At 69.6% G+C, this 26,227-nt stretch carries 22 protein-coding genes and 3 tRNA genes; 20 read left to right on the top strand and 5 right to left on the bottom strand.

Annotated elements, in window-relative coordinates; all coding sequences use genetic code 11:
- Positions 1-10: 10 nt before the first annotated feature.
- Positions 11-223 (top strand): hypothetical protein, encoded by a 213-nt coding sequence (locus ACZ4MF_RS32525; protein ID WP_356027425.1) that lies wholly within the window; start codon positions 11-13, stop codon positions 221-223.
- A 99-nt stretch (positions 224-322) separates the two neighbouring features.
- Here the strand turns inward: ACZ4MF_RS32525 and ACZ4MF_RS32530 are convergent, their stop codons facing one another.
- Together ACZ4MF_RS32530 and ACZ4MF_RS32535 are read right to left on the bottom strand one after the other, a co-directional pair.
- Positions 323-979, bottom strand: coding sequence for an SDR family oxidoreductase (locus ACZ4MF_RS32530; RefSeq protein ID WP_356027422.1), 657 nt, complete (start codon positions 977-979; stop codon positions 323-325).
- A 214-nt stretch (positions 980-1,193) separates the two neighbouring features.
- A complete protein-coding gene (locus ACZ4MF_RS32535; protein ID WP_467495790.1) occupies positions 1,194-2,459 on the bottom strand; it encodes an amidohydrolase family protein in 1,266 nt (421 codons plus the stop codon).
- A gap of 687 nt (positions 2,460-3,146) precedes the next feature.
- Here ACZ4MF_RS32535 and ACZ4MF_RS32540 point away from each other — a divergent pair.
- The 8 genes from ACZ4MF_RS32540 (at position 3,147) to ACZ4MF_RS32575 (ending at position 8,292) form a co-directional block, all read left to right on the top strand.
- Positions 3,147-3,219, top strand: a tRNA-Thr gene (locus ACZ4MF_RS32540).
- Between the two features lie 46 nt (positions 3,220-3,265).
- Positions 3,266-3,338, top strand: a tRNA-Met gene (locus ACZ4MF_RS32545).
- Positions 3,339-3,428: 90 nt separating this feature from the next.
- Positions 3,429-3,593 (top strand): 50S ribosomal protein L33, encoded by a 165-nt coding sequence (gene rpmG / locus ACZ4MF_RS32550; protein WP_003948671.1) that lies wholly within the window; start codon positions 3,429-3,431, stop codon positions 3,591-3,593.
- A gap of 192 nt (positions 3,594-3,785) precedes the next feature.
- Positions 3,786-4,238 carry a MaoC family dehydratase N-terminal domain-containing protein gene (locus ACZ4MF_RS32555; RefSeq protein WP_071373380.1) on the top strand — a complete coding sequence of 151 codons (453 nt, stop codon included), beginning with the start codon at positions 3,786-3,788 and terminating at the stop codon, positions 4,236-4,238.
- A 7-nt stretch (positions 4,239-4,245) separates the two neighbouring features.
- Complete coding sequence (locus tag ACZ4MF_RS32560; RefSeq protein ID WP_356027418.1) at positions 4,246-4,674, top strand: MaoC family dehydratase; 429 nt, start codon at positions 4,246-4,248, stop codon at positions 4,672-4,674.
- A 149-nt stretch (positions 4,675-4,823) separates the two neighbouring features.
- Positions 4,824-5,393 carry a TetR/AcrR family transcriptional regulator gene (locus ACZ4MF_RS32565; RefSeq protein WP_467495792.1) on the top strand — a complete coding sequence of 190 codons (570 nt, stop codon included), beginning with the start codon at positions 4,824-4,826 and terminating at the stop codon, positions 5,391-5,393.
- Between the two features lie 87 nt (positions 5,394-5,480).
- The gene (locus ACZ4MF_RS32570; RefSeq protein ID WP_467495794.1) at positions 5,481-6,962 is read left to right on the top strand and encodes a DHA2 family efflux MFS transporter permease subunit; all 1,482 of its coding nucleotides are present in this window, start codon (positions 5,481-5,483) and stop codon (positions 6,960-6,962) included.
- 244 nt (positions 6,963-7,206) lie between these two features.
- Positions 7,207-8,292: a UDP-N-acetylmuramate dehydrogenase gene (locus ACZ4MF_RS32575; RefSeq protein WP_467495835.1), complete on the top strand. Its 1,086-nt coding sequence runs from the start codon at positions 7,207-7,209 to the stop codon at positions 8,290-8,292.
- A gap of 9 nt (positions 8,293-8,301) precedes the next feature.
- Here ACZ4MF_RS32575 and ACZ4MF_RS32580 read toward each other — a convergent pair whose 3' ends face one another.
- Positions 8,302-8,943 carry an NAD(P)-dependent oxidoreductase gene (locus tag ACZ4MF_RS32580; RefSeq protein ID WP_467495796.1) on the bottom strand — a complete coding sequence of 214 codons (642 nt, stop codon included), beginning with the start codon at positions 8,941-8,943 and terminating at the stop codon, positions 8,302-8,304.
- A gap of 106 nt (positions 8,944-9,049) precedes the next feature.
- On the opposite strand from ACZ4MF_RS32580, the gene ACZ4MF_RS32585 reads away from it, so the two are divergent.
- Entirely contained in the window at positions 9,050-9,667 is a 618-nt protein-coding gene (locus tag ACZ4MF_RS32585) for a TetR/AcrR family transcriptional regulator (RefSeq protein WP_467495797.1), read from the top strand.
- A 482-nt stretch (positions 9,668-10,149) separates the two neighbouring features.
- Here ACZ4MF_RS32585 and ACZ4MF_RS32590 read toward each other — a convergent pair whose 3' ends face one another.
- The gene (locus tag ACZ4MF_RS32590) at positions 10,150-11,190 is read right to left on the bottom strand and encodes an adenosine deaminase (RefSeq protein WP_467495799.1); all 1,041 of its coding nucleotides are present in this window, start codon (positions 11,188-11,190) and stop codon (positions 10,150-10,152) included.
- A 128-nt stretch (positions 11,191-11,318) separates the two neighbouring features.
- Entirely contained in the window at positions 11,319-12,545 is a 1,227-nt protein-coding gene (locus tag ACZ4MF_RS32595; protein WP_467495801.1) for a pyridoxal phosphate-dependent aminotransferase, read from the bottom strand.
- Positions 12,546-12,818: 273 nt separating this feature from the next.
- Between ACZ4MF_RS32595 and ACZ4MF_RS32600 the strand changes: the two genes are divergently transcribed.
- From ACZ4MF_RS32600 to ACZ4MF_RS32645, 10 genes are all read left to right on the top strand, one after another.
- Positions 12,819-12,891, top strand: a tRNA-Trp gene (locus ACZ4MF_RS32600).
- 108 nt (positions 12,892-12,999) lie between these two features.
- Complete coding sequence (secE, locus tag ACZ4MF_RS32605) at positions 13,000-13,287, top strand: preprotein translocase subunit SecE (RefSeq protein ID WP_356027402.1); 288 nt, start codon at positions 13,000-13,002, stop codon at positions 13,285-13,287.
- 80 nt (positions 13,288-13,367) lie between these two features.
- Entirely contained in the window at positions 13,368-14,228 is an 861-nt protein-coding gene (nusG, locus tag ACZ4MF_RS32610; RefSeq protein ID WP_467495802.1) for a transcription termination/antitermination protein NusG, read from the top strand.
- Positions 14,229-14,397: 169 nt separating this feature from the next.
- Positions 14,398-14,832 (top strand): 50S ribosomal protein L11, encoded by a 435-nt coding sequence (gene rplK, locus ACZ4MF_RS32615; RefSeq protein WP_018543896.1) that lies wholly within the window; start codon positions 14,398-14,400, stop codon positions 14,830-14,832.
- Positions 14,833-14,932: 100 nt separating this feature from the next.
- Positions 14,933-15,658 (top strand): 50S ribosomal protein L1, encoded by a 726-nt coding sequence (gene rplA / locus ACZ4MF_RS32620; protein ID WP_071385037.1) that lies wholly within the window; start codon positions 14,933-14,935, stop codon positions 15,656-15,658.
- Between the two features lie 164 nt (positions 15,659-15,822).
- Entirely contained in the window at positions 15,823-16,758 is a 936-nt protein-coding gene (locus tag ACZ4MF_RS32625) for an SCO4651 family lipoprotein (protein WP_467495804.1), read from the top strand.
- A 302-nt stretch (positions 16,759-17,060) separates the two neighbouring features.
- Positions 17,061-17,591 carry a 50S ribosomal protein L10 gene (rplJ, locus tag ACZ4MF_RS32630; protein ID WP_467495806.1) on the top strand — a complete coding sequence of 177 codons (531 nt, stop codon included), beginning with the start codon at positions 17,061-17,063 and terminating at the stop codon, positions 17,589-17,591.
- Between the two features lie 107 nt (positions 17,592-17,698).
- Positions 17,699-18,082 (top strand): 50S ribosomal protein L7/L12, encoded by a 384-nt coding sequence (gene rplL / locus ACZ4MF_RS32635; protein ID WP_467495836.1) that lies wholly within the window; start codon positions 17,699-17,701, stop codon positions 18,080-18,082.
- A gap of 611 nt (positions 18,083-18,693) precedes the next feature.
- Complete coding sequence (rpoB, locus tag ACZ4MF_RS32640) at positions 18,694-22,182, top strand: DNA-directed RNA polymerase subunit beta (RefSeq protein ID WP_356027394.1); 3,489 nt, start codon at positions 18,694-18,696, stop codon at positions 22,180-22,182.
- Between the two features lie 102 nt (positions 22,183-22,284).
- On the top strand, positions 22,285-26,184 hold the full coding sequence (locus ACZ4MF_RS32645; RefSeq protein ID WP_356027392.1) for a DNA-directed RNA polymerase subunit beta': 3,900 nt from the start codon (positions 22,285-22,287) through the stop codon (positions 26,182-26,184).
- The last annotated feature ends 43 nt before the right edge of the window (positions 26,185-26,227 follow it).

Genomic DNA, 26,227 nt, shown 5'->3' on the forward strand with positions numbered 1-26,227 from the left:
CACTGGCGGCATGCCCTCCCGACGCAGAACCTGCCCCGTCTGCCGCCGCGACATCGCCGTCGTCGCGGGTCGTTTCGCGCGGCACGACCCGCCCGGGGCGCGGGAGAACGGCGAACTCGTCTCCTGCGCCGGGTCGCGTCGGCAGGCACAACTCGGGGCGGTCCAGCCGGCGTTGGACGGATACGCCGTACCGGAGTTTCCCGGGCAACTGCCCCTGTTCTGACCTGAGACCTCTGACGGAGTGACAGCGGGCGGCGGGGCAGCGGTCGGTGGGCGTGGTGGTCGGTGGTGGCTCCGACCGTTCAACGGCCGGTGGCCCGCCTCAGTTCCCGGCCACCGACTTCACCGCGACCGACACCGGCTGCGATCCGCTGATCAGCTCCAGCGTCAGGCCGGTCGTCGCCGGAGTGTCCACCAACTCCGCGAGGACGGCTGCCACGTCGTCCCGCGGGATCATCCCGCGCCCGGTGTGCGCCTCCAGGCGGACCTGGCCGGTACCGGCGTCGTTCGTCAGCGAGCCGGGGCGCAGGATCGTCCAGTCCAGGGCCTTCTGGCGGGTCACGTACGCGTCGGCCTCGCCCTTGGCCCGCAGGTACGCGTCGAAGACGTCGTCGCCCTGGTGCGCGGGATCCGCGCCCATCGAGGACACGACCAGGAAGCGCCGTACGCCCGCGCGGACCGCCGCGTCCGCGAACAGCATCGCCGCGCCCTTGTCCACCGTCTCCTTACGGGCCGTGCCGCTGCCCGGGCCCGCGCCGGCCGCGAAGACGGCCGCGTCGGCTCCCTGGAGATGTGCCGCGACCTCCTCCACCGAGGCGGACTCCAGGTCGAGCAGGACCGGCTCGGCGCCGGCCGTCCGCAGAGCGTTGCCCTGCTCGGACTTGCGGATGATGCCCGCGACCTCTTCCCCGCGCGCGGAGAGCAGACGCTCCAGCCGCAGCGCGATCTGACCATGACCACCAGCGATGACAATGCGCATGAATCCGACCGTACGCCCGAAGAGGCGCATCCGCCGCACGGGTTAACCGGCATGGCCGGAGCGCGCCGGGCTCGCGCGCTCGGCCCTGCGCCGGGCGTGCACAGGCGGCATGGGGCGCGCGTCCGGAGCCGTGCGCCTGGCGGGCACGTACGCGCCCCGCGCACACTCGGACCGTTCGCGCCCGACCCTCTCGGCGGCAGCGCCGTGCACCCGCCTACGACAGTTCGCCGCGCCCCTGCCGCGGCAGCCCCAGCTCCGCTGCCGCCGCCGAGTTGCAGTACTCACGGACCGCGCTCGTGCGGGCGACCACGCGCCCCCGGTGGATCACGATCCGGCTGTAGGCCAGGGAGAGGGCGCCGGGGAGGCGGTCGCCGCGCACGGCCAGGAGGTCGGCGGGGAAGCCCGCCTCCACGCGCACCTCCGGCAGACCCAGGACCGCGCGGGCCGAGGTGCTCACGGCGTCGTAGGCCGCCTCTGGACGCAGGCCGTGGGTGGAGGCGAGCAGGTAGGCGGCCTCCAGGGGGTCACCGCGGCCGACCGGGTTGGAGACGTCGCGCAGGGCGCCGCTGCCGGCCGCCACCCGCACCCCGGCCGAGCGCAGCATCCGTACGGGAGGCGTGCTCCGGCGGTCGGCGGCGCAGCAGCCGCCCTGAGGCAGGCAGACCACGGTGACCCCGGCCGCCGCGAGTTGGTCGGCGGCGCGGGAGGCGACCTCGGAGGGCAGGCTCGCAAGCCCGGCGCACGGCCCGATCGCCACGCCGGGGCGCAGGCCCCCCGCCATGGCCGCGAGCCGGGACAGGCGAGCCGGGTCGGCGGCGTCCGTGTGCAGGTCCACCGGGCAGCCGTGCTCGGAGGCCATCTCCAGGACCGCCTCGACGTAGCCGGCGGGGTCGGGGTCCAGGTCGGGGCAGCCGCCCACCACGGCGGCGCCCATCTTCAGCGCGTCGCGCAGCATCGCGAGCCCGTCGGCCCCGGCCGCGCCGGTCAGCAGGCGCGGCGTCGCCACCGTCGTCAGCTCCGCGAGCCCGCGCAGCGACCGCCGCGCCTGGAGGACGGCGCCCAACGCGCCGAGGCCCTGGACGTCACCCACGCGCACGTGCGCGCGCACCGCCGTCGCCCCGTGCCCGAGCTGCAGCAGGGCCGCCTCCGTCGCCCGGCGCTGGACGTCGTCCGGGGCATACGACACCGGCCCGGGGCGCTCGGCGGACAGGGCGGTGTCGCCGTGGGCGTGCGGTTCGGCCGGGGCCGGCAGGAGCAGATAGCCGCTGAGATCCAGGCGTGTGGCGCCCGTACGGGCCGGTCCCGGCGCGAGGCTGCCGGTCGTGCCCACCGCCTCGATGCGCCCGCCGCCCAGCCGTACGTCCACGGTCCGGCCGTCGGTGAGCCGTGCCCCGCACAGCAGCAGGGCGACAGGGTCGGACGGCCCGGAGGAACCCGGGAAGTTCGACGGCTGGTGGGGCTGCGGCTGACTGTCGGGCATCGCGCTCCAGGGGCGGGGCCGGGGGGCTTGGGGCGGGCTCGCGTGAGGGCTGCGGGGGCGCTTTGCCCCCAAGATCACGCAGAGCGAGTCGAGCCTAGGGTGGCGAGCCGCGCGGGACGCGCAGGAGCGCAATAGTCGTACCGGTGTGGTCCGCCCATGGCAGTACAGATGTCGCCCGCCCGCGTGGCCCCCGCCTCTCCCGACGACGCAACGCGCGACGACGCCCAAGCGCGACCACACCCACGCGCGCGTGCCGCATCCCGACGGCGAGGCCCGGAGACGTCGGCGGGCTGATGACGCCCACGCGCGTGTGCCGGACTCTCCTCGTCATCGCCGTCCCACCCGTGAACTGCGTGGCGCCCACGCGCGCGTGCCCCGCCGAGCGCCCGCCGCGGGGACCTCGAACCAGCGCACCTGGGCCGGCACATCCGGGCCGGCGGACCGGGGCCGACGAACCCGAGCCCGCGAAGGCGGGCGCAATCGTGCGCGTGACTCCGACCCCGAACACCCTCCGTCGCCACCGCCCGAGGCGCGAGAAGCGTGGGGCGGAAGAGCCCGCACGGGTCCGCGGCCGCGCCTCTTCTGCGGCTCAGGAGGCGGCTGCGCGGGCTGAGATGAGGGCTGGGAGGGGCTGCCGGATACGGATTTGGGTGAACGGCGGCGGACCGTGTAATGTCTTCATCGCTCGCCCCAATAGCTCAGTCGGCAGAGCGTCTCCATGGTAAGGAGAAGGTCAACGGTTCGATTCCGTTTTGGGGCTCTGGTGTGAGAGGTTCCCGTCGAAAGGCGGGGCCCGATCGCATCATAGCGGTGTAGCTCAGTCGGTAGAGCAAGCGGCTCATAATCGCTGTGTCACCGGTTCAAGTCCGGTCACCGCTACTGACAGTAGCCGATTGCGGGGTCGGTCCTTCGATCGGCTACTCTTTCTTGCGTTGAATCAGTCCATCCGTTCGTCTTAGGAGCACTCACGTGGCTGCCACCGACGTCCGCCCGAAGATCACGCTGGCCTGCGTGGAGTGCAAGGAGCGGAACTACATCACCAAGAAGAACCGGCGTAACAACCCGGATCGTCTGGAGATGAAGAAGCACTGCCCGCGTTGCAACGCGCACACTGCGCACCGCGAAACGCGCTGATCAGGCTCGTATGCGAGGCCGTCCCCTTTCGAGGGGGCGGCCTCGCGTCGTTTCACCGGATCGCCGACCGGAAGATCCGGAATCCGGCTTGCCGCGTCCAGCTTGCCGGGTCCACGTCGTCCCCCGCGTATTCCCTGGCCGGTTACGGCTAGTTTTGGGGCCATCACAGCAGACTTCAGGAGGTGCCGGGCCATGGCGCTCGACCAGTCCTTCGTGGGACGGACCTACCCGCCCACCGCGCCCTACGAGGTGGGCCGGGAGAAGATCCGCGAGTTCGCCGAGGCGGTGGGAGAGGCCAACCCGGCGTTCACGGATCCGGAGGCCGCGAAGGCGTTCGGGTATTCCGATGTGATCGCCCCGCCCACGTTCGTGTTCTCGATCACGTTCCGGGCCGCGGGCCAGGTGATCGAGGACCCGCAGCTCGGCCTCGACTACAGCCGCGTGGTGCACGGCGACCAGAAGTTCGCCTACAGCCGCCCGGTGCGTGCCGGCGACCGGCTCACGGTCACCTCCACCATCGAGGCGATCAAGTCCCTCGCGGGCAACGACATCCTGGACATCCGCGGTGAGGTGCACGACGAGGCGGGCGAGCACGTCGTGACCGCCTGGACCAAGCTCGTGGCCCGCGCGGCCGAGGAGGCGTGAGGACCTGATGACGGCGAAGATCGCGTACGACGACGTCGAGGTCGGCACCGAGCTTCCGGCGCAGACCTTCCCCGTGACCCGCGCCACCCTCGTGCGTTACGCGGGCGCCTCCGGGGACTTCAACCCGATCCACTGGAACGAGAAGTTCGCCAAGGAGGTCGGGCTGCCGGACGTCATCGCGCACGGCATGTTCACGATGGCCGAGGCGGTCCGCGTGGTCACCGACTGGACCGGGGACCCGGGCGCGGTCGTGGAGTACGGCGTCCGCTTCACCAAGCCGGTCGTCGTGCCGAACGACGACAAGGGCGCCCTGATCGAGGTCAGCGGCAAGGTCGCGGCCAAGCTGGACGACAACACCGTCCGCGTGGACCTGACGGCGACCAGCGGTGGCCAGAAGGTGCTGGGGATGTCCCGGGCCGTCGTACGACTGGCGTGACGGCATACGTGACGCGCTGAGCCGGCCGGCGCGCAGTGCTGAGGTAAGGGGCGTCCCCCTGGAGGGGCGCCCCTTACGTGCGTTCCGCTCCGTGCATTCCGCGCGGGTCGCGATTGCCAAGTTAGTGATTGAGTACTAACTTAGCTGCCATGCCCAGGATGAGTGCGGAGGAGCGGCGCGAGAGCGTCATTCGCGCGGCGACCGCCGAGTTCGCGCGCGGTGGCTACCACGGCGCGACCACGGAGGCGATCGCCCGGCGGGTCGGGGTCTCGCAGCCGTATCTCTTCCGGCTCTTCCCGGGCAAGAAAGCGATCTTCCTCGCGGCGGCCGACCGCTGTGTGGAGGACACCATCCGCACCTTCGAGGAGGCCGCGAAGGGGCTGGAGGGCCAGGAGGCCCAGAGTGCCATGGCGAACGCGTACACCAGGGTCATCGCGGAGCGGCCCGAGCGGCTGATGATGCAGATGCAGATGTACGTCGCCGTGGCGGCGGCCGAGGCGGAGGGTGACCGCGAGTTCGGCGAGGGGGTGCGGGCCGGCTGGATGCGCCTATGGGACACCGTGCGCGCCGCGCTCGGCGCGGATGCCGACGGGACGACCGCCTTCATGGCGCACGGGATGCTCATCAACTGCCTGGTGGCCATGGGCTTCCCGGGCGGACACCGGGTGTGGGAGGGGATCTACGCGTCGGGCGAGTCCAAGGGCTGCCTGGAGGATTAGGGCGTCATGGACCGGGAAGACCGACGCTTTTTCATGGCCGCGAAAGTTAGTCATCAATAACTAACCGAATCGCTCTCTGGGGGAGAGATGTCACAGCAGAACGCGCCGAGCACAGGCCGCGGGGGAGCCGTCTGGGCCCTCGTGATCACCAGCGTCGCCGGATTCATGGCGGCCCTCGACAACCTCGTCGTCACCACCGCCCTGCCCTCCATCCGCAAGGATCTCGGCGGGGCGCTGGACGACCTCGAATGGACCGTGAGCGCCTACACGCTCACCTTCGCCGTCCTGCTGATGTTCGGCGCCGCGCTCGGTGACCGCTTCGGGCGCCGACGGCTCTTCATCGCCGGACTCACCGTCTTCACCGGCGCGTCCGCCGCCGCGGCCATGGCGCCCGGCATCGGCTCGCTGATCGCCGCCCGCGCGGTCCAGGGTGTCGGCGCGGCCGTGATGATGCCGCTCACGCTGACCCTGCTGACCGCGGCCGTGCCCGCCGCCCGGCGCGGGACGATGTACGGCATCTGGGGCGCCGTCAACGGCCTCGCCGTCGCCTCCGGGCCGCTCATCGGCGGCAGCCTCACCGAACACGTCTCCTGGCACTGGATCTTCTGGCTGAACGTGCCGCTGGGTCTCGCCGTGCTGCCGCTCGCCCGGCTGCGGCTCGCCGAGTCCTACGGCACCGGATCCCCGCTCGACGTCCCCGGCACGCTGCTGGCCAGCGGCGGGCTCTTCGGGGTCGTCTACGGCCTCGTCCGCGGGCCGGCCGACGGCTGGAGCGACGTCGTGGTGCTCACCGCGCTGTTCTCCGGCGCCGCCCTGCTGGCCGGCTTCGTGATCTACAGCTCCCGCGCGCAGCATCCGATGCTCCCCATGCGGCTGTTCCGCTCCCGCGCCTTCGCCGGGATCAACGCGGCCAGCCTGCTGATGTTCGTCGGGATGTTCGGCTCGATCTTCCTGCTCAGCCAGTACATGCAGGGCGTGCTCGGCTACTCGCCCACCGAGGCGGGCCTGCGGATGCTGCCGTGGACCGGTATGCCGATGCTGGTCGCGCCAGTCGCCGGAATCCTCTCCGACCGCATCGGTGGCCGTCCGGTCGTCGCCGCGGGCCTGTTCCTCCAGGCCGTCGGGCTCGGCTACATGGCCGTCGTGGCCACCGCGGACGCCTCCTACGCCGTCCAGCTGCCCGCCCTGATCGTCAGCGGGGTCGGCATGGCCCTGTACTTCGCTCCGGCCGCCAACCTCGTGATGTCCAGCGTCCACCCGCAGGAGCAGGGCATCGCCTCCGGCGCGAACAATGCGCTGCGCGAGGTGGGCGGTGCGCTCGGCATCGCCGTGATGTCGTCGATCTTCTCCACGCGGGGCGGTTACGGGAGTGCGCAGAGCTTCGTGGACGGCCTGCGGCCCGCCCTGGTCACCGGCTCGGCGGTGGTCGCCGTCGCCGCGCTGGCGGCTCTGGTGATCCCGGCGCGCCGCGGTGTCGTCCCGGCCGGCCCGGAGGACGAGCGGGCGCTCGACCGCGCCCAGGGGCCCACCTCCGGCGAAGCCGCCGCGCTGGAGACCACCGCCCGCTGATCAGGGAACTCGCCCGTGGTGCCCGTTCTCCCCCGGACCCCTGCGACCGTTCCGCCGCGGGCACGCGCGTGTGCGTGTGCGTGCGTGCCGGTCGCTGAGCGTGGCCGACGGCCGGGCGTGGCGCAGTCGGACGAGGGCCACGCGCGCGTTGCCTGCACGCGCCGTGGCCGGATCCGCGGGGCCGGCGTGTGCCGGACGGGGCGGCGTCCGGTGAGGCGGGCTGGGGGACCGCGTGCGTGACGGGCTGTCCGAGGCGTCTCGTAGTCTTGGGGCCGTGCAGGTACTCCACGACGCCCCCCTTGCCCCGCTGACCACGTTCCGGCTGGGCGGTCCCGCGACGCGGCTGGTGACCGCCGAGACCGACGCCGAGGTGATCGACGCCGTCCGCGAGGCTGACGACAGCGGGACCCCGCTGCTGATCGTCGGCGGCGGGTCGAACCTGGTCATCGGCGACAAGGGCTTCGACGGCACCGCCCTGCGCATCGCCACGCGCGGTGCCGAACTGCGCGGTACGACGCTGGAGCTGGCCGCCGGCGAGGTGTGGACGGACGCCGTGGCCCGCACGGTCGAGGCCGGGCTCGCCGGGATCGAGTGCCTGGCCGGCATCCCGGGCTCCGCGGGCGCCACGCCGATCCAGAACGTGGGCGCCTACGGCCAGGAGGTGTCCTCCACCATCACCGAGGTGATCGCCTACGACCGGCGTGCGGGCGAGACGGTCACGCTGACGAGCGAGGAGTGCGGCTTCTCGTACCGCCACAGCCGTTTCAAGGCCGACCCCGCGCGTTACGTCGTCCTGCGCGTCCGCTTCGGGCTGGAGGACGCGGGCGGGCTGTCGGCGCCGGTCAAGTACGCGGAGGCGGCGCGGGCGCTCGGCGTGGCGCCCGGTGACCGGGTGCCGCTGGCCGACGCCCGCGAGACCGTGCTGAAGCTGCGCGCCGGCAAGGGCATGGTGCTCGACCCCGAGGACCACGACACCTGGTCGGCCGGGTCCTTCTTCACCAACCCGATCCTCACCGACGAGCAGTTCGCCGCGTTCCACGCGTGCGCGTGCGAGCGGCTGGGGGAGGGCGTCGAGCCGCCCGCCTATCCGGCGGGTGAGGGCCGCACGAAGACCTCCGCGGCCTGGCTGATCGACAAGGCGGGCTTCACCAAGGGCTACGGCACCGGGCCCGCCCGCATCTCCACCAAGCACACCCTGGCCCTCACCAACCGGGGCGCGGCCACCACAGAGGACCTGCTGGCGCTGGCCCGCGAGGTCGTCGCCGGTGTCCGCGAGGCCTTCGGGATCACCCTCGTCAACGAACCGGTGACCGTGGGTGTCAGCCTCTAGCACGGCGGTTCAGTAGGCCACGCCCACTCCCTGCTTCACCGTCCGCTCTTCGTCGATCATCGACAGCATCGCGTGCGCGACGTCCGCGCGCGCGATGAAGCGGCCGGCCCGCGGGAAGCCGCCGACGACCGTGCGGTAACGACCGGTGAGCGGCTTGTCCTGGAGGCGCGGGGGCCGCACGGAGGTCCAGTCCGTGCCACTGCGGGCCAGCTCGGCCTCCATCTCGGTGAGGTCGGCGTAGACGTCCTTGAGGACGGCCTTCACCACCCCGCGCACGGTCCGGTCCAGGGCGCCGTCGCCCTCGGGCGCGGGGCCGACCGGACCGGCGCTGACCACCAGCAGCCGCCGTACGCCCTCGGCCTCCATGGCGCGCAGCACCGTGCGGGTCAGCCGGGTGGCGACCCCGGCGTCCTTGCGGCTGCGCGCGCCCAGGCCGGACAGGACGGCGTCCCGGCCTGCGACGGCGGCACGCACGCCCTCCGGGTCGCTCAGGTCGGCCTGGAACACGTCCAGCGCGCCACCCCTGACGGCTGTGACATCGAACCGGGACGGATCGCGGACCACGGCGGTGACCCGGTGGCCGGCGTCGAGTGCCTGGCGGACGATCTCCCGGCCGATGCCTCCGGTGGCGCCGAAAACGGTGAGGTTCATGAGTGCTGCCCCCGTACTCGGGATGGGTGGGTGAGTGTTCACTCACCCCTGCTCCCTCTAGAGTGGGTAAACACTCACCCACCCGTCAAGCCCGATTGGACGCCTCATGGAGCCAGAGCCGAAGCCCGCGCGCGTGCGCATCCTCGACGCCGCACACGAGCTGATGCTCACCGTCGGGCTCGCCCGCGCCACCACCAAGGAGATCGCCCGCGCGGCAGGCTGCTCGGAAGCGGCTCTCTACAAGTACTTCGACAGCAAGGAAGAGCTGTTCGTCCAGGTGCTCAAGGAGCGGCTGCCCCGTCTCACGCCGCTGCTCGGCGGCCTCGCCGCCGCACCGGGACAGGCCACCCTGGAGGCCAACCTCACCGAGATCGCGCGCCAGGCCGCCCTCTTCTACGAGCAGAGCTTCCCGATCGCCGCCTCCCTGTACGCCGAACCGCAGCTCAAGGAGCGCCATTTCGAGGCGCTGCGCGAGCTCGGCTCGGGCCCGCACCGGCCGATCCGGGACCTGGACGCCTACCTGCGCGCCGAGCAGGCCGCGGGCCGCGTCCGCGCGGACGCCGACACCTTTGCGGCCGCCTCCCTGCTGCTGGGCGCCTGCGCGCAGCGCGCCTTCGCCTACGACGCCACCGACACCGGGAAGCGGCCGCCGGTCGACGCCTTCGCCGCGCGGCTCGCGAAGACCCTGCTGGGCGGAATCTCCGCTGCGCCGCTCTCCGCGTGAGCCGCACGCTGGGGCCCTCCGCCCCCTGCGCCCACACCTCGCTGCGCGCCCCGAGCCCATCGGGCACCTGCTCGGCGACCACGACGGACTGAGCCGGCCGGCGGGCCTGTTCGACCTCGCCCTGGTCCACCACCGGCTCGGCCTGCGCCCCAGCCGGTGGCCCGAACTGCGCCGCAAGCTGTGCGGAGGCACCCCGCTGACCGTCCGCACCGACGAGGCCCGCACCGCGCGGGACGCCGCCGCCTGGCGCGCGCGTCCGGACCGCGCAGGCTTCCGGGACGAACTGCGGCACGCCACGCACGCGCGTACGTTCTTCCTCTTCGGCAGGGACGTGTTCGCCGAGACGGCCGTCTGGTTCGCCCACGCGGCGGGCAACGGGCCGCACCAGAAGGGTGCCGCCCCGGTGCCGGTCCAGCCGCCCGGCGGCGGACACTGCGTCGACGTGCTCGTCTGCTCCAAGCCCCATCCGCCCTACGCCCGCTTCAGGCGGCCGGGCGCACCAGCCACTCGTCCACGCCGGTCAGCAGCCGCGCCTTGACGTCCTTCGGGGCGGCCGAACCGCGCACCGACTGACGCGCCAGCTCGGCGAGTTCGGCGTCCGAGAAGCCGTGGACGTGCCGGGCGATCTCGTACTGGGCGGCCAGCCGCGAGCCGAACAGCAGCGGGTCGTCGGCGCCGAGCGCCATCGGGACGCCCGCCTCGAAGAACGTGCGCAGCGGCACGTCCTCGGGCTTCTCGTACACGCCGAGCGCCACGTTGGACGCCGGGCACACCTCGCAGGTCACCTGCCGGTCCGCCAGACGCTTCAGCAGCCGCGGGTCCTCCGCCGCGCGGACGCCGTGCCCGATCCGATGGGCGTGCAGGTCGTCCAGGCAGTCGCGCACCGAGGCCGGGCCGGTCAGCTCGCCGCCGTGCGGGGCCGACAGCAGGCCGCCCTCGCGCGCGATGTGGAAAGCCCGGTCGAAGTCGCGCGCCATGCCGCGCCGCTCGTCGTTGGAGAGCCCGAAGCCGACCACGCCCCGGTCCGCGTACCGCACCGCCAGCCGGGCCAGGGTGCGCGCGTCCAGCGGATGCTTCATCCGGTTGGCGGCGACCAGGACGCGCATGCCGAGCCCGGTCTCCCGGGCGGTGGTGTCGACCGCGTCCAGGATGATCTCCAGGGTCGGGATCAGGCCGCCCATCCGGGGCGCGTACGACGTCGGGTCCACCTGGATCTCCAGCCAGCCCGAGCCGTCCTTCAGATCCTCCTCGGCGGCCTCGCGGACGAGGCGCTGGATGTCCTCCGGCTCTTGCAGGCAGGAGCGCGCCGCGTCGTACAGACGCTGGAAACGGAACCAGCCGCGCTCGTCCGTGGCCCGCAGTCTCGGCGGCTCGCCGCTGGTCAGCGCGCCCGTCAGGGCGTCGGGCAGACGGACGCCGTACTTGTCGGCCAGTTCCAGCACGGTGGCCGGTCGCATCGAGCCGGTGAAGTGCAGGTGCAGATGGGCTTTCGGCAGCTCAGAGAGATCACGTACACGCTCCATTCCAGGATCCTGCCGTACGTCCCCGAACTCCCGGAAGTCGTTTCCCTGAACGTGGTCTTGCTCGCACACAGAAGCGGGCCGTCTCCCCGCAGGGAAACGGCCCGCACGCGCGCGTAGTGAACCAGGAACTAGTCCCGGGCCTCCGCCAGCAACTTCTGCAGCCGGCTCACGCCCTCGACGAGGTCCTCGTCACCGAGTGCGTACGACAGCCGCAGGTAGCCCGGCGTGCCGAAGGCCTCGCCCGGGACGACCGCGACCTCGGCCTCCTCCAGGATCAGCGCGGCCAGCTCGACCGTGTTCTGCGGGCGCTTGCCGCGGATCTCCTTGCCGAGGAGGGCCTTGACCGACGGGTACGCGTAGAAGGCGCCCTCGGGCTCGGGGCAGAGCACGCCGTCGATCTCGTTGAGCATCCGCACGATCGTCCTGCGGCGCCGGTCGAAGGCCTCGCGCATCTTCGCGACGGCCGTGAGGTCACCGGAGACGGCGGCCAGCGCGGCCACCTGGGCCACGTTGGAGACGTTCGAGGTGGCGTGCGACTGGAGGTTCGTCGCGGCCTTGACGACGTCCTTCGGGCCGATGACCCAGCCCACGCGCCAGCCGGTCATGGCGTACGTCTTCGCGACGCCGTTGACCACGATGCACTTGTCGCGCAGCTCGGGCAGGAGCGCCGGCAGGGAGGTGAATTCCGCGTCGCCGTAGACGAGGTGCTCGTAGATCTCGTCCGTGAGCACCCACAGGCCGTGCTCGTGGGCCCAGCGGCCGATCGCCTCGGCCTGCTCGCGGCTGTAGACCGCGCCGGTCGGGTTGGACGGCGAGACGAAGAGGACGACCTTGGTCCGCTCCGTGCGCGCCGCCTCCAGCTGCTCCACGCCGACGCGGTAGCCGGTGGTCTCGTCGGCCACGACCTCGACCGGGACACCGCCCGCGAGGCGGATCGACTCGGGGTACGTCGTCCAGTACGGGGCCGGGACGATGACCTCGTCGCCCGGGTCGAGGATCGCCGCGAACGCCTCGTAGATGGCCTGCTTGCCGCCGTTGGTCACCAGGATCTCGGAGACCTCGGGCTCGTAGCCGGAGTCGCGCAGCGTCTTCGCGGCGATGGCGGCCTTCAGCTCGGGCAGGCCGCCGGCCGGCGTGTAGCGGTGGTACTTGGGGTTCTTGCAGGCCTCGACGGCCGCCTCGACGATGTAGTCCGGGGTCGGGAAGTCGGGCTCGCCGGCGCCGAAGCCGATCACCGGACGCCCGGCGGCCTTCAGGGCCTTGGCCTTGGCGTCCACGGCGAGGGTGGCGGACTCGGAGATCGCGCCGACTCGGGCGGAGACCCGGCGCTCGGTGGGAGGGGTTGCAGCGCTCATGCGGCCCATCGTTCCAGACCGGAAATGTCCCCGGCACACGGGTTTCACAGACTGAACAGCCAGGGGGTGGCAGGTGAACACGGATCCGAATCCGGGGCCTGTTCGCTCTCCGGCCAGGACGATCTTCGGCCGCACCGCCCCGGACGGGCACTTTCTGTTCGACGCCGGGCCGTTGACCACGTACACTCTCTCCTCGTTGGCCTTCAGCAGCCGCCGTCGGCACCGGTGCACACCGAGCACCCGGTCGGATGCGGTACGTTGGGGGGCACACAAAGGGTCGTAGCTCAATTGGTAGAGCACCGGTCTCCAAAACCGGCGGTTGGGGGTTCAAGTCCCTCCGGCCCTGCTACACACACCGCCAGGATGTGTGCGCATGTACGTTCAGTAATGCACCGCCGTGCGGCTCCAGAAACCGGGTGCGGCACGGCCATGACCCGGGACCAGGTGAGGACGCATGACGGACGCCGTGGGCTCCATCGACATGCCTGACGCCCAGGACGAGGTGTCCGAGTCCAAGAAGAAGGCCCGCAAGGGCGGCAAGCGCGCCAAGAAGGGCCCGCTGAAGCGCCTCGCCACCTTCTACCGCCAGATCGTCGCGGAACTCCGCAAGGTCGTCTGGCCGACTCGCAACCAGCTGACGTCGTACACCACTGTGGTGATCTTCTTCGTCGCCATCATGATCGCCCTGGTGACCGTGATTGACTATGGGCTCAACCACGCGGCCAAGTACGTCTTCGGCTGAGCCAAGAGCGAAGGGCGCCGTGGTACCGGCGCCCGTTTTCGCATGTTCCACCCCTATGTATCCAGGAAGAAGCAGCCACCGTGTCTGACCAGAACCTGAACGACGCCATCGAGTCGCACGGGCAGGAAGCCGAGTCCGTGGAAGACGAGCTCGACATCGTCGAAGGTGCGGACGAGGACCTGGACGAGGTCGAGGCTGCCGACGACGAGGCGGGCGAGCCGGCCGAGGAGGCCGCGCTGCACGTCGAGGACGAGGACGCCGAAGCGGCGGAGGACGCCGAAGAGGCTGTCGCGGAGGCCGCGGAGGAGGAGCCGGCCGCGCCGGTCGACCCCGTCGAGGCCCTGCGCGAGGAGCTGCGCACCCTGCCCGGTGAGTGGTACGTCATCCACACCTACGCCGGTTACGAGAACCGCGTGAAGACCAACCTGGAGCAGCGCGCCGTCTCGCTGAACGTCGAGGACTACATCTTCCAGGCCGAGGTGCCGCAGGAAGAGGTCGTCCAGATCAAGAACGGCGACCGCAAGACGATCAAGCAGAACAAGCTGCCGGGTTACGTCCTGGTCCGCATGGACCTGACCAACGAGTCCTGGGGCGTCGTCCGCAACACCCCGGGCGTCACCGGCTTCGTCGGCAACGCCTACGACCCGTACCCGCTGACCCTGGACGAGATCGTCAAGATGCTCGCCCCGGAGGCCGAGGAGAAGGCCGCCCGCGAGGCCGCCGAGGCCGAGGGCAAGCCCGCCCCGCAGCGCAAGGTCGAGGTCCAGGTGCTGGACTTCGAGGTCGGCGACTCGGTCACCGTCACCGACGGCCCGTTCGCCACGCTCCAGGCGACCATCAACGAGATCAACCCCGACTCCAAGAAGGTCAAGGGTCTGGTGGAGATCTTCGGTCGCGAGACGCCGGTCGAGCTGTCCTTCGACCAGATCCAGAAGAACTAGTTCCCTCTGGAGCCACCGCTTCCGAGCAGGTCAGGCAGGCTGTCTCAGCCCGTCTGACCTGCTCGGTTTTAAGCCGCGCATCTATACCCGTTATCGTTGTGCGGTATGCCTGCGTCAGGACTCGGTCCGCGCGCGGGCATGGACCCGAATCGAAAGGACCCGGAGAGTAATGCCTCCCAAGAAGAAGAAGGTCACGGGGCTCATCAAGCTCCAGATCAACGCCGGTGCGGCGAACCCGGCCCCGCCGGTCGGCCCCGCGCTCGGTCAGCACGGCGTCAACATCATGGAGTTCTGCAAGGCGTACAACGCCGCGACCGAGTCGCAGCGTGGCTGGGTGATCCCGGTGGAGATCACGGTCTACGAGGACCGCTCCTTCACCTTCGTCACCAAGACGCCGCCGGCCGCGAAGATGATCCTCAAGGCCGCTGGTGTCGAGAAGGGCTCCGGCGAGCCGCACAAGACCAAGGTCGCCAAGATCACCGAGGCGCAGGTCCGCGAGATCGCCACGACCAAGATGCCCGACCTCAACGCCAACGACCTGGACGCCGCGTCGAAGATCATCGCCGGCACCGCCCGTTCCATGGGCATCACGGTCGAGGGCTGACCTCACCCCCCAGCAGTCATGCGGCCGTAGCCGGTCGCACGTGGCAGGGCCTGCTCGGCCCAGGGACCACGACTCCTTTCAGAACACACAGGAGCAAGTTGTGAGCAAGCGCAGCAAGGCTCTCCGCGCTGCGGACGCCAAGGTCGACCGGGAGAAGCTGTACGCCCCGCTCGAGGCCGTCCGTCTCGCCAAGGAGACCTCCACGACCAAGTTCGACGCCACCGTCGAGGTCGCCTTCCGTCTGGGTGTCGACCCGCGCAAGGCCGACCAGATGGTCCGTGGCACCGTGAACCTTCCGCACGGCACCGGTAAGACCGCCCGGGTCCTGGTCTTCGCGACCGGTGACCGTGCCGAGGCCGCGCGTGCCGCGGGCGCCGACATCGTCGGTGCCGACGAGCTGATCGACGAGGTGGCGAAGGGCCGTCTGGACTTCGACGCCGTCGTCGCCACCCCGGACCTCATGGGCAAGGTCGGCCGCCTCGGCCGCGTCCTCGGCCCGCGTGGTCTGATGCCGAACCCGAAGACCGGCACCGTGACCCCGGACACCGCCAAGGCCGTGACCGAGATCAAGGGCGGCAAGATCGAGTTCCGCGTCGACAAGCACTCGAACCTGCACTTCATCATCGGCAAGGCGTCCTTCGACGACGCCAAGCTGGTGGAGAACTACGGCGCCGCTCTGGAGGAGATCCTCCGTCTGAAGCCGTCCGCCGCCAAGGGTCGCTACATCAAGAAGGCCGCGGTCAGCACCACCATGGGCCCCGGCATCCAGCTCGACCCGAACCGCACCCGCAACCTCCTCGTCGAGGAGGACCCGGCCGCCGTCTGAGCCTTGCGCTCACCCCGGTAGCCGCGTCAGGGACGCGTGAAGCAGAGGGCGGGCCCCGCAACCTTCCAGGTGCGGGGCCCGTCCTTTCTCTGTGCAGCCTGTCGCACGGCTGTCAGTGCCCTGGGCTACCGTGCGGGGCACACGACTCATGGGGGTGGGACCAGATGAAGAGCACGACCGTCCGCCGTACGGCCCTTTCCGTAGCGGCGGCCGCCGCACTGACGTCCGTGGCGGCCTGCGGCTCCTCCGCCGGCTCGGGCAAGAGCGACAAGGCGTCCGGCGGCGGCACGATCCACGTCAGCCCCATCGCCGCCGTGCTGCGCGCCGCCGAGCAGTCCACCGACAAGGCGGACTCGGCCAAGGTGCGCTCCACGATGTCCATCGGCGACGTGATGTCGGCGTCGTCGACCGGGTCCCTGCGCTGGGGCGACGGCCTCCGCGGCGACCTGACCATCACCTACACCGGCGGACAGCTGGCCGAGGCCATGCGCAAGAGCGGTGCGGCCCCGTCGATGCAGGCCCGCTATCTGCCGGACGCCTACTACGTGAACATGGGCGACGCGTCCGCTCAGCGCATGGGCGGCAAGCACTGGCTCAAGTACTCGTACGACGACCTCGCCAAGTTCGGCGGCGCCTCCGGGGCGTACATGAAGGACCAGGTCCGGACCTCCACGCCGAACTCCTCCGTGCAGATGCTGCTGGCCTCCGGCGATGTGAAGAAGGTGGGCGAGGAGTCGGTCTCCGGCACCCATGCCACGCATTACTCGGGCACGGTGAACGTCGCCGACCTCGCGGGCAGGAGCAGCAGCCTCACCGCGGACCAGATGGCGGGCCTGAAGGCCCAGCTCAACACGGCGGGGATCACCACCGAGACCATCGACATCTGGATCAACGACCAGAACCTGCTGGTGAAGAAGACCGAGAAGGCGCACACGGCCAAGGGCGCCCTGACCAACACCGCCTACTACAGCGACTACGGCGTGCAGGTCTCCGCCGAGGCGCCCCCGGCCGGCGACACCAAGGACTTCAAGGACCTGCTGAAGTCCCTCGGCACCTCCGGCACGGGGAACGTGGCGAGCGGCTCCGCCGGCGCCTCCTGAAGCCTCTGACCGGACGGGCGGGCCGCCGGATTTGCTCCCGTGCGGCCCGTTCCCGTACTCTCTTCCCGAAGCCAAAGACCGCTGGTCGTTGCCGTGCGCTCCCACGAGGGCGCGGTGGCCGAAGGATCCGCTGAAAAGTGGACGACCCGCGCAGGTGTCAGTGGAAGAACTCCCGGAGTGTGCGCCCCGCGCGTATGCGGCCGGTCGAGTCCGCCCCGAGCGCCTGCGCCGGGGCGTTTCGTTTACCCAGTCCTCCTTCGGGTCCGCGCGGTCAGAATCACCCGGAAGGAGGCCGAGGCTCTATGGCGAGGCCCGACAAGGCTGCCGCGGTTGCCGAGCTGACGGACAAGTTCCGCAGCTCCAACGCCGCCGTGCTGACCGAGTACCGCGGTCTCACCGTGGCGCAGCTCAAGACGCTGCGCCGGTCGCTCGGTGAGAACGCCCAGTACGCCGTGGTGAAGAACACGCTGACCAAGATTGCGGCCAACGAGGCCGGGATCACGCTGGACGACCAGCTCTTCGCTGGTCCGACGGCTGTCGCCTTCGTCACCGGTGACCCGGTGGAGTCGGCGAAGGGTCTCCGTGACTTCGCCAAGGACAACCCGAATCTCGTCATCAAGGGCGGTGTCCTTGACGGCAAGGCGATGACCGCCGACGAGATCAAGAAGCTTGCGGACCTCGAGTCCCGCGAGGTTCTGCTCTCCAAGCTGGCGGGTGCCTTCAAGGGCAAGCAGTCCCAGGCTGCTCAGCTCTTCCAGGCGCTTCCCTCGAAGCTCGTCCGCACCGTGGACGCTCTTCGCGCCAAGCAGGACGAGCAGGGCGGTGCCGAGTAATTCGGCTCGCATCATGACCGCCGCCTGAGGCAGCGGTCGTAGCGGGCCGAACGTACGCCCGCCATTCATGTACATCCGGCACCTGCCGATTGAGTGGAAGGAAAGCCATCATGGCTCTCACCCAGGACGAACTGCTCGCCGAGTTCGAGGGCATGACCCTCATCCAGCTCTCCGAGTTCGTGAAGGCGTTCGAGGAGAAGTTCGACGTCACCGCCGCCGCCGCGGTCGCCGTCGCGGGCCCGGCCGGCCCGGCCGCCCCCGCCGAGGCCGCTGAGGAGCAGGACGAGTTCGACGTCATCCTCACGGGCGCCGGCGAGAAGAAGATCCAGGTCATCAAGGTCGTGCGCGAGCTCACCTCCCTGGGCCTCAAGGAGGCCAAGGACCTGGTCGACGGCACCCCGAAGCCGGTCCTCGAGAAGGTCAACAAGGAGGCCGCTGACAAGGCCGCCGAGGCCCTCAAGGGCGCCGGTGCCTCCGTCGAGGTCAAGTAAGACCTTCCGGGTCCTCAAGGACTCGAACGCGCGCTGACCGCAGCCCTGTGGCGCCGTAAAAAGCGCCTCCTGGGGCTGTAACGCGAACGCACCGAAGAGCGATCATCCATCCGGGTGGTCGCTCTTCGGCGTTCCCGGCGGGCCCGACCACGGTTGCCTTGCACTCGCGACGGCGAGGGGTATGGTGATCTTCGTCGTGTCTCCGGACCGTCCGCGGACCGCCCGCTTCGGACTGGGGGGCCTTGACGAACCGCACGCAGCGCGCAATTCTCAGGACGCGTCGTCACAAGGATCCGAATCCGAGGCATGGATCGACGACGAAGAGGGCAGTATCAACGTGCGTTGAGGGCAGCATGCCGAGGGCGTTGACGAAGGCGTTGAGAACAACGAGAGTCGCAAGGGTCTCAGCAACCCGGGACTGGACATCAGTGTGCCAAGTGGCTACACTGACCCTTTGCGCTGCCTGTTAGCTGTCCCCTGCCCGTCACCAGGGGTCTGCCCTCAATCGAGCATCGACGACAAAAGCACCCTTGACCTGGGCTTCTGTCTCTGTGCGTGGGAGAGGGGCCGGCACGCGCGTAGTGAGTCCGAGCCCTCGGAAGGACCCCCTCTTGGCCGCCTCGCGCAATGCCTCGACCGCGAATACGAACAACGGCGCCAGCACCGCCCCGCTGCGCATCTCCTTTGCAAAGATCAAGGAGCCTCTCGAGGTTCCGAACCTGCTCGCGCTGCAGACCGAGAGCTTTGACTGGCTGCTCGGCAACACCGCCTGGCAGAGTCGGGTCGAGGAGGCTCTGGAGAACGGTCAGGACGTCCCCACCAAGTCCGGTCTGGAGGAGATCTTCGAGGAGATCTCCCCGATCGAGGACTTCTCCGGGTCGATGTCCCTGACGTTCCGGGACCACCGCTTCGAGCCGCCGAAGAACTCCATCGACGAGTGCAAGGAGCGCGACTTCACGTACGCCGCCCCGCTCTTCGTCACCGCCGAGTTCACCAACAACGAGACCGGTGAGATCAAGTCCCAGACGGTCTTCATGGGCGACTTCCCGCTCATGACGAACAAGGGCACCTTCGTCATCAACGGCACCGAGCGTGTCGTGGTGTCCCAGCTGGTCCGTTCCCCCGGTGTCTACTTCGACTCCTCCATCGACAAGACGTCCGACAAGGACATCTTCTCCGCCAAGATCATCCCGTCCCGGGGTGCCTGGCTGGAGATGGAGATCGACAAGCGCGACATGGTCGGTGTCCGTATCGACCGCAAGCGCAAGCAGTCGGTCACCGTGCTGCTGAAGGCTCTCGGCTGGACGACCGAGCAGATCCTCGAGGAGTTCGGCGAGTACGAGTCCATGCGCGCCACCCTGGAGAAGGACCACACCCAGGGCCAGGACGACGCGCTGCTCGACATCTACCGCAAGCTGCGTCCGGGCGAGCCCCCCACGCGCGAGGCCGCGCAGACGCTGCTGGAGAACCTCTACTTCAACCCGAAGCGCTACGACCTCGCCAAGGTCGGCCGCTACAAGGTGAACAAGAAGCTCGGCGCGGACGAGCCGCTGGACGCCGGCGTGCTCACCACCGACGACGTCATCGCCACCATCAAGTACCTGGTGAAGCTGCACGCCGGTGAGACCGAGACGACCGGCGAGTCCGGCCGCACGATCATGGTCGAGACCGACGACATCGACCACTTCGGCAACCGTCGTATCCGCAGCGTCGGCGAGCTCATCCAGAACCAGGTCCGTACGGGTCTCGCCCGTATGGAGCGTGTCGTGCGCGAGCGCATGACCACCCAGGACGTCGAGGCGATCACGCCGCAGACCCTGATCAACATCCGCCCGGTGGTGGCGTCGATCAAGGAGTTCTTCGGTACGTCGCAGCTGTCCCAGTTCATGGACCAGAACAACCCGCTGTCGGGGCTGACGCACAAGCGTCGTCTGAACGCCCTCGGCCCGGGTGGTCTCTCCCGTGAGCGGGCCGGCTTCGAGGTCCGTGACGTGCACCCGTCGCACTACGGCCGCATGTGCCCGATCGAGACGCCCGAAGGCCCGAACATCGGTCTGATCGGCTCGCTCGCCTCCTACGGCCGCGTCAACGCGTTCGGTTTCGTCGAGACCCCGTACCGCAAGGTCGACGAGCACGGTGTGGTCACCGACGAGGTGGACTACCTGACCGCCGACGAGGAGGACCGCTTCGTCATCGCGCAGGCCAACGCGCCGCTGAACGAGGAGATGCGGTTCGCCGAGGCCCGTGTCCTGGTCCGCCGCCGCGGCGGCGAGGTCGACTACGTCGCCCCCGAGGACGTGGACTACATGGATGTCTCGCCGCGCCAGATGGTGTCGGTCGCGACCGCCATGATCCCCTTCCTGGAGCACGACGACGCCAACCGTGCCCTCATGGGCGCGAACATGATGCGTCAGGCCGTACCACTGATCAAGTCCGAGTCCCCGCTCGTCGGCACCGGCATGGAGTACCGCTCCGCCGTCGACGCCGGCGACGTGGTCAAGGCCGAGAAGGACGGTGTGGTCCAGGAGGTCTCCGCGGACTACATCACCACCGCCAACGACGACGGCACGTACATCACGTACCGCCTGGCCAAGTTCTCCCGGTCCAACCAGGGCACCTCGGTCAACCAGAAGGTCATCGTCAACGAGGGCGACCGCGTCATCGAGGGCCAGGTCCTCGCCGACGGTCCGGCCACCCAGAACGGCGAGATGGCCCTCGGCAAGAACCTGCTCGTGGCGTTCATGCCGTGGGAGGGTCACAACTACGAGGACGCGATCATCCTGTCGCAGCGCCTCGTGCAGGACGACGTCCTCTCCTCGATCCACATCGAGGAGCACGAGGTCGACGCCCGTGACACCAAGCTCGGCCCCGAGGAGATCACCCGGGACATCCCGAACGTCTCCGAGGAGGTCCTCGCCGACCTCGACGAGCGCGGCATCATCCGCATCGGTGCCGAGGTCATCGCCGGTGACATCCTCGTCGGCAAGGTGACCCCGAAGGGTGAGACCGAGCTGACCCCCGAGGAGCGCCTGCTGCGCGCGATCTTCGGTGAGAAGGCCCGTGAGGTCCGTGACACCTCGCTGAAGGTGCCGCACGGCGAGACCGGCAAGGTCATCGGCGTGCGCGTCTTCGACCGCGAGGAGGGCGACGAGCTGCCGCCGGGCGTGAACCAGCTGGTCCGCGTCTACGTCGCGCAGAAGCGCAAGATCACGGACGGTGACAAGCTCGCCGGCCGGCACGGCAACAAGGGTGTCATCTCCAAGATCCTGCCGATCGAGGACATGCCGTTCCTGGAGGACGGCACCCCGGTCGACATCATCCTGAACCCGCTCGGTGTCCCGTCCCGAATGAACCCGGGACAGGTCCTGGAGATCCACCTCGGCTGGCTCGCCAGCCGTGGCTGGGACGTCTCCGGCCTCGCGGACGAGTGGGCCCAGCGCCTCCAGGCCATCGGCGCCGACCAGGTCGCCCCGCGCACCAACGTCGCGACCCCGGTCTTCGACGGTGCCCGCGAGGACGAGCTGGCGGGTCTGCTGCAGCACACCATCCCGAACCGCGACGGCGAGCGCATGGTGCTCCCGTCCGGCAAGGCGCGGCTGTTCGACGGCCGTAGCGGTGAGCCGTTCCCGGACCCGATCTCGGTCGGCTACATGTACATCCTCAAGCTGCACCACCTGGTCGACGACAAGCTGCACGCCCGCTCGACCGGCCCGTACTCGATGATCACCCAGCAGCCGCTGGGTGGTAAGGCGCAGTTCGGCGGCCAGCGCTTCGGCGAGATGGAGGTGTGGGCGCTGGAGGCTTACGGCGCCGCGTACGCCCTCCAGGAGCTGCTGACCATCAAGTCCGACGACGTCACCGGCCGCGTGAAGGTCTACGAGGCCATCGTCAAGGGTGAGAACATCCCCGAGCCCGGCATCCCCGAGTCCTTCAAGGTGCTCATCAAGGAGATGCAGTCGCTCTGCCTGAACGTGGAGGTGCTGTCCAGCGACGGTATGTCCATCGAGATGCGCGACACCGATGAGGACGTCTTCCGCGCTGCGGAGGAGCTCGGTATCGACCTGTCCCGGCGCGAGCCGAGCAGCGTCGAAGAGGTCTGACGGGAGTCCGGCAGGGGCCTCGCCGATGAGTGAGGCCCCCGCCGACCCCCAGGCCCCCGTTTCAGACCACAGACTTACGACCCTGAGAGGGATTGACGCATAGTGCTCGACGTCAACTTCTTCGACGAGCTCCGGATCGGCCTGGCCACCGCTGACGACATCCGTCAGTGGAGCCACGGCGAGGTCAAGAAGCCCGAGACCATCAACTACCGCACCCTGAAGCCCGAAAAGGACGGACTCTTCTGCGAGAAGATCTTCGGTCCGACCCGGGACTGGGAGTGCTACTGCGGCAAGTACAAGCGCGTCCGCTTCAAGGGCATCATCTGCGAGCGCTGTGGCGTCGAGGTCACGCGCGCCAAGGTGCGCCGTGAGCGGATGGGCCACATCGAGCTGGCCGCCCCCGTCACCCACATCTGGTACTTCAAGGGCGTCCCGTCCCGGCTGGGCTACCTGCTGGACCTCGCCCCGAAGGACCTGGAGAAGGTCATCTACTTCGCGGCGTACATGATCACGTACGTCGACGAGGAGCGCCGCACCCGCGACCTGCCCTCCCTGGAGGCGCACGTCTCGGTCGAGCGCCAGCAGATCGAGAACCGCCGCGACTCCGACCTGGAGGCCCGCGCCAAGAAGCTCGAGGCCGACCTGGCCGAGCTGGAGGCCGAGGGTGCCAAGGCCGACGTGCGCCGCAAGGTGCGCGAGGGTGCCGAGCGCGAGATGAAGCAGCTGCGCGACCGCGCGCAGCGCGAGATCGACCGCCTCGACGAGGTGTGGGCCCGGTTCAAGAACCTCAAGGTCCAGGACCTCGAGGGCGACGAGCTGCTCTACCGCGAGCTGCGTGACCGCTTCGGCACGTACTTCGACGGCTCGATGGGTGCCGCGGCGCTGCAGAAGCGCCTGGAGTCCTTCGACCTGGAGGAGGAGGCCGAGCGGCTCCGCGAGATCATCCGCACCGGCAAGGGCCAGAAGAAGACCCGCGCCCTGAAGCGGCTGAAGGTCGTCTCCGCGTTCCTGCAGACCTCCAACAGCCCCAAGGGCATGGTCCTGGACTGCGTCCCGGTCATCCCGCCGGACCTGCGTCCGATGGTGCAGCTGGACGGTGGCCGCTTCGCGACCTCCGACCTGAACGACCTGTACCGCCGTGTCATCAACCGCAACAACCGCCTGAAGCGCCTTCTCGACCTCGGTGCGCCCGAGATCATCGTGAACAACGAGAAGCGCATGCTCCAGGAGGCCGTCGACGCGCTCTTCGACAACGGCCGTCGTGGTCGCCCGGTCACGGGCCCCGGCAACCGTCCGCTGAAGTCGCTGTCCGACATGCTCAAGGGCAAGCAGGGTCGCTTCCGTCAGAACCTGCTCGGCAAGCGAGTCGACTACTCGGCGCGTTCCGTCATCGTCGTCGGCCCGCAGCTCAAGCTGCACCAGTGCGGTCTGCCGAAGGCCATGGCGCTGGAGCTGTTCAAGCCGTTCGTGATGAAGCGCCTGGTGGACCTGAACCACGCGCAGAACATCAAGTCGGCCAAGCGCATGGTCGAGCGCGGCCGCACCGTCGTGTACGACGTCCTCGAAGAGGTCATCGCCGAGCACCCGGTGCTGCTGAACCGTGCGCCCACCCTGCACCGCCTCGGCATCCAGGCCTTCGAGCCGCAGCTGGTCGAGGGCAAGGCCATCCAGATCCACCCGCTCGTCTGCACCGCGTTCAACGCGGACTTCGACGGTGACCAGATGGCCGTGCACCTGCCGCTGTCCGCGGAGGCGCAGGCCGAGGCCCGCATCCTGATGCTGTCCTCGAACAACATCCTCAAGCCGGCCGACGGCCGCCCGGTGACGATGCCGACCCAGGACATGGTCCTCGGTCTGTTCTTCCTCACCACCGACGGCGAGCTGCGTGACGTCAAGGGCGAGGGCCGCGCGTTCGGCTCCACGGCCGAGGCGATCATGGCGTTCGACGCCGGCGAGCTGGCGCTCCAGTCGGCCGTGGACATCCGCTTCCCGGTGGGCACCATCCCGCCGCGTGGCTGGACCCCGCCGGCCCGCGAGGAGGGCGAGCCCGAGTGGCAGCAGGGTGACTCGTTCCGCCTGCGCACCACGCTGGGCCGCGCGCTCTTCAACGAGCTGCTGCCCGAGGACTACCCGTTCGTCGACTACTCGGTGGGCAAGAAGCAGCTCGGCGAGATCGTCAACGACCTGGCCGAGCGCTACCCCAAGGTCATCGTGGCGGCGACGCTCGACAACCTGAAGTCGGCCGGCTTCTACTGGGGCACCCGCTCCGGTGTCACCGTGGCCATCTCCGACGTCGTCGTCCCCGAGGCGAAGAAGGCGATCGTCGCGGGCTACGAGGCCCAGGACGAGAAGGTCCAGAAGCAGTACGAGCGCGGTCTGATCACCAAGGAAGAGCGCACTCAGGAGCTCATCGCGATCTGGACCAAGGCGACCAACGAGGTCGCCGAGGCGATGAACGAGAACTTCCCCAAGACCAACCCCATCTTCATGATGGTTGACTCGGGTGCCCGAGGAAACATGATGCAGATGCGGCAGATCGCCGGTATGCGTGGTCTGGTGTCGAACGCGAAGAACGAGACCATCCCGCGTCCGATCAAGGCCTCGTTCCGTGAGGGTCTGTCCGTGCTGGAGTACTTCATCTCCACGCACGGTGCCCGTAAGGGTCTGGCGGACACCGCCCTGCGTACCGCCGACTCGGGTTACCTCACCCGTCGTCTGGTCGACGTCTCGCAGGACGTCATCATCCGCGAGGAGGACTGCGGCACCGAGCGCGGTCTCAAGCTCCGGATCGCGGAGCGGGGCGCGGACGGCGTGCTGCGCAAGGCGGACGACGTCGAGACGTCCGTGTACGCGCGCTGCCTCGCCGAGGACATCGTGGTCGACGGTCAGGTCCTGGCCCCGGCCGGCACCGACCTCGGTGACGTCCTCATGGACGAGCTGGTCGCCCGTGGCGTCGAGGAGGTCAAGACCCGCTCGGTCCTGACCTGCGAGTCCGCCGTCGGCACCTGCGCGATGTGCTACGGCCGTTCGCTGGCCACCGGCAAGCTGGTGGACATCGGCGAGGCGGTCGGCATCATCGCCGCCCAGTCCATCGGTGAGCCCGGTACCCAGCTGACGATGCGTACCTTCCACACCGGTGGTGTGGCCGGTGACGACATCACCCAGGGTCTGCCGCGTGTCGTCGAGCTCTTCGAGGCCCGTACCCCGAAGGGTGTCGCCCCGATCTCCGAGGCCTCCGGCCGCGTCCGGATCGAGGAGACCGAGAAGACGAAGAAGATCATCGTCACGCCGGACGACGGCAGCGACGAGACGGCGTTCCCGATCTCGAAGCGTGCCAAGGTCCTGGTCCGCGAGGGCGACCACGTCGAGGTGGGCCAGCAGCTCACCGTGGGTGCGACCAACCCGCACGACGTGCTGCGCATCCTGGGTCAGCGTGCCGTCCAGGTCCACCTGGTCGGCGAGGTCCAGAAGGTCTACAACTCGCAGGGTGTGTCGATCCACGACAAGCACATCGAGATCATCATCCGGCAGATGCTCCGCCGCGTGACGATCATCGAGTCCGGCGACGCCGAGCTGCTGCCCGGTGAGCTGGTCGAGCGCTCGAAGTTCGAGACCGAGAACCGTCGTGTGGTCCAGGAGGGCGGTCACCCGGCCTCCGGTCGTCCGCAGCTGATGGGTATCACCAAGGCCTCGCTGGCGACGGAGTCCTGGCTGTCGGCCGCCTCCTTCCAGGAGACGACCCGAGTCCTGACGGACGCGGCGATCAACGCCAAGTCCGACAGCCTCATCGGCCTCAAGGAGAACGTCATCATCGGTAAGCTCATCCCGGCCGGTACGGGTCTGTCCCGCTACCGCAACATCCGGGTCGAGCCGACCGAGGAGGCCAAGGCCGCGATGTACTCGGCCGTCGGCTACGACGACATCGACTACTCGCCGTTCGGCACCGGCTCCGGCCAGGCCGTTCCGCTGGAGGACTACGACTACGGTCCGTACAACCAGTAAGCGAGCAGCATGAAGGGCGGCCACCCCGTTTCGGGGTGGCCGC

Source organism: Streptomyces sp. NPDC025793 (genome assembly GCF_055558375.1).

Excerpts from the sequence above, each read along its gene's own strand:
- secE (WP_356027402.1), top strand. The coding sequence starts at position 13,000 with ATGACGGACGCCGTGGGCTCCATCGACATGCCTGACGCCCAGGACGAG.
- rplK (WP_018543896.1), top strand. The coding sequence starts at position 14,398 with ATGCCTCCCAAGAAGAAGAAGGTCACGGGGCTCATCAAGCTCCAGATC.
- rplJ (WP_467495806.1), top strand. The coding sequence starts at position 17,061 with ATGGCGAGGCCCGACAAGGCTGCCGCGGTTGCCGAGCTGACGGACAAG.
- ACZ4MF_RS32555 (WP_071373380.1), top strand. The coding sequence starts at position 3,786 with ATGGCGCTCGACCAGTCCTTCGTGGGACGGACCTACCCGCCCACCGCG.
- ACZ4MF_RS32580 (WP_467495796.1), bottom strand. The coding sequence starts at position 8,943 with ATGAACCTCACCGTTTTCGGCGCCACCGGAGGCATCGGCCGGGAGATC.
- ACZ4MF_RS32585 (WP_467495797.1), top strand. The coding sequence starts at position 9,050 with ATGGAGCCAGAGCCGAAGCCCGCGCGCGTGCGCATCCTCGACGCCGCA.
- ACZ4MF_RS32625 (WP_467495804.1), top strand. The coding sequence starts at position 15,823 with ATGAAGAGCACGACCGTCCGCCGTACGGCCCTTTCCGTAGCGGCGGCC.
- ACZ4MF_RS32535 (WP_467495790.1), bottom strand. The coding sequence starts at position 2,459 with ATGCCCGACAGTCAGCCGCAGCCCCACCAGCCGTCGAACTTCCCGGGT.
- ACZ4MF_RS32525 (WP_356027425.1), top strand. The coding sequence starts at position 11 with ATGCCCTCCCGACGCAGAACCTGCCCCGTCTGCCGCCGCGACATCGCC.
- ACZ4MF_RS32560 (WP_356027418.1), top strand. The coding sequence starts at position 4,246 with ATGACGGCGAAGATCGCGTACGACGACGTCGAGGTCGGCACCGAGCTT.
- ACZ4MF_RS32565 (WP_467495792.1), top strand. The coding sequence starts at position 4,824 with ATGCCCAGGATGAGTGCGGAGGAGCGGCGCGAGAGCGTCATTCGCGCG.
- ACZ4MF_RS32530 (WP_356027422.1), bottom strand. The coding sequence starts at position 979 with ATGCGCATTGTCATCGCTGGTGGTCATGGTCAGATCGCGCTGCGGCTG.
- ACZ4MF_RS32590 (WP_467495799.1), bottom strand. The coding sequence starts at position 11,190 with ATGGAGCGTGTACGTGATCTCTCTGAGCTGCCGAAAGCCCATCTGCAC.
- ACZ4MF_RS32595 (WP_467495801.1), bottom strand. The coding sequence starts at position 12,545 with ATGAGCGCTGCAACCCCTCCCACCGAGCGCCGGGTCTCCGCCCGAGTC.
- ACZ4MF_RS32570 (WP_467495794.1), top strand. The coding sequence starts at position 5,481 with ATGTCACAGCAGAACGCGCCGAGCACAGGCCGCGGGGGAGCCGTCTGG.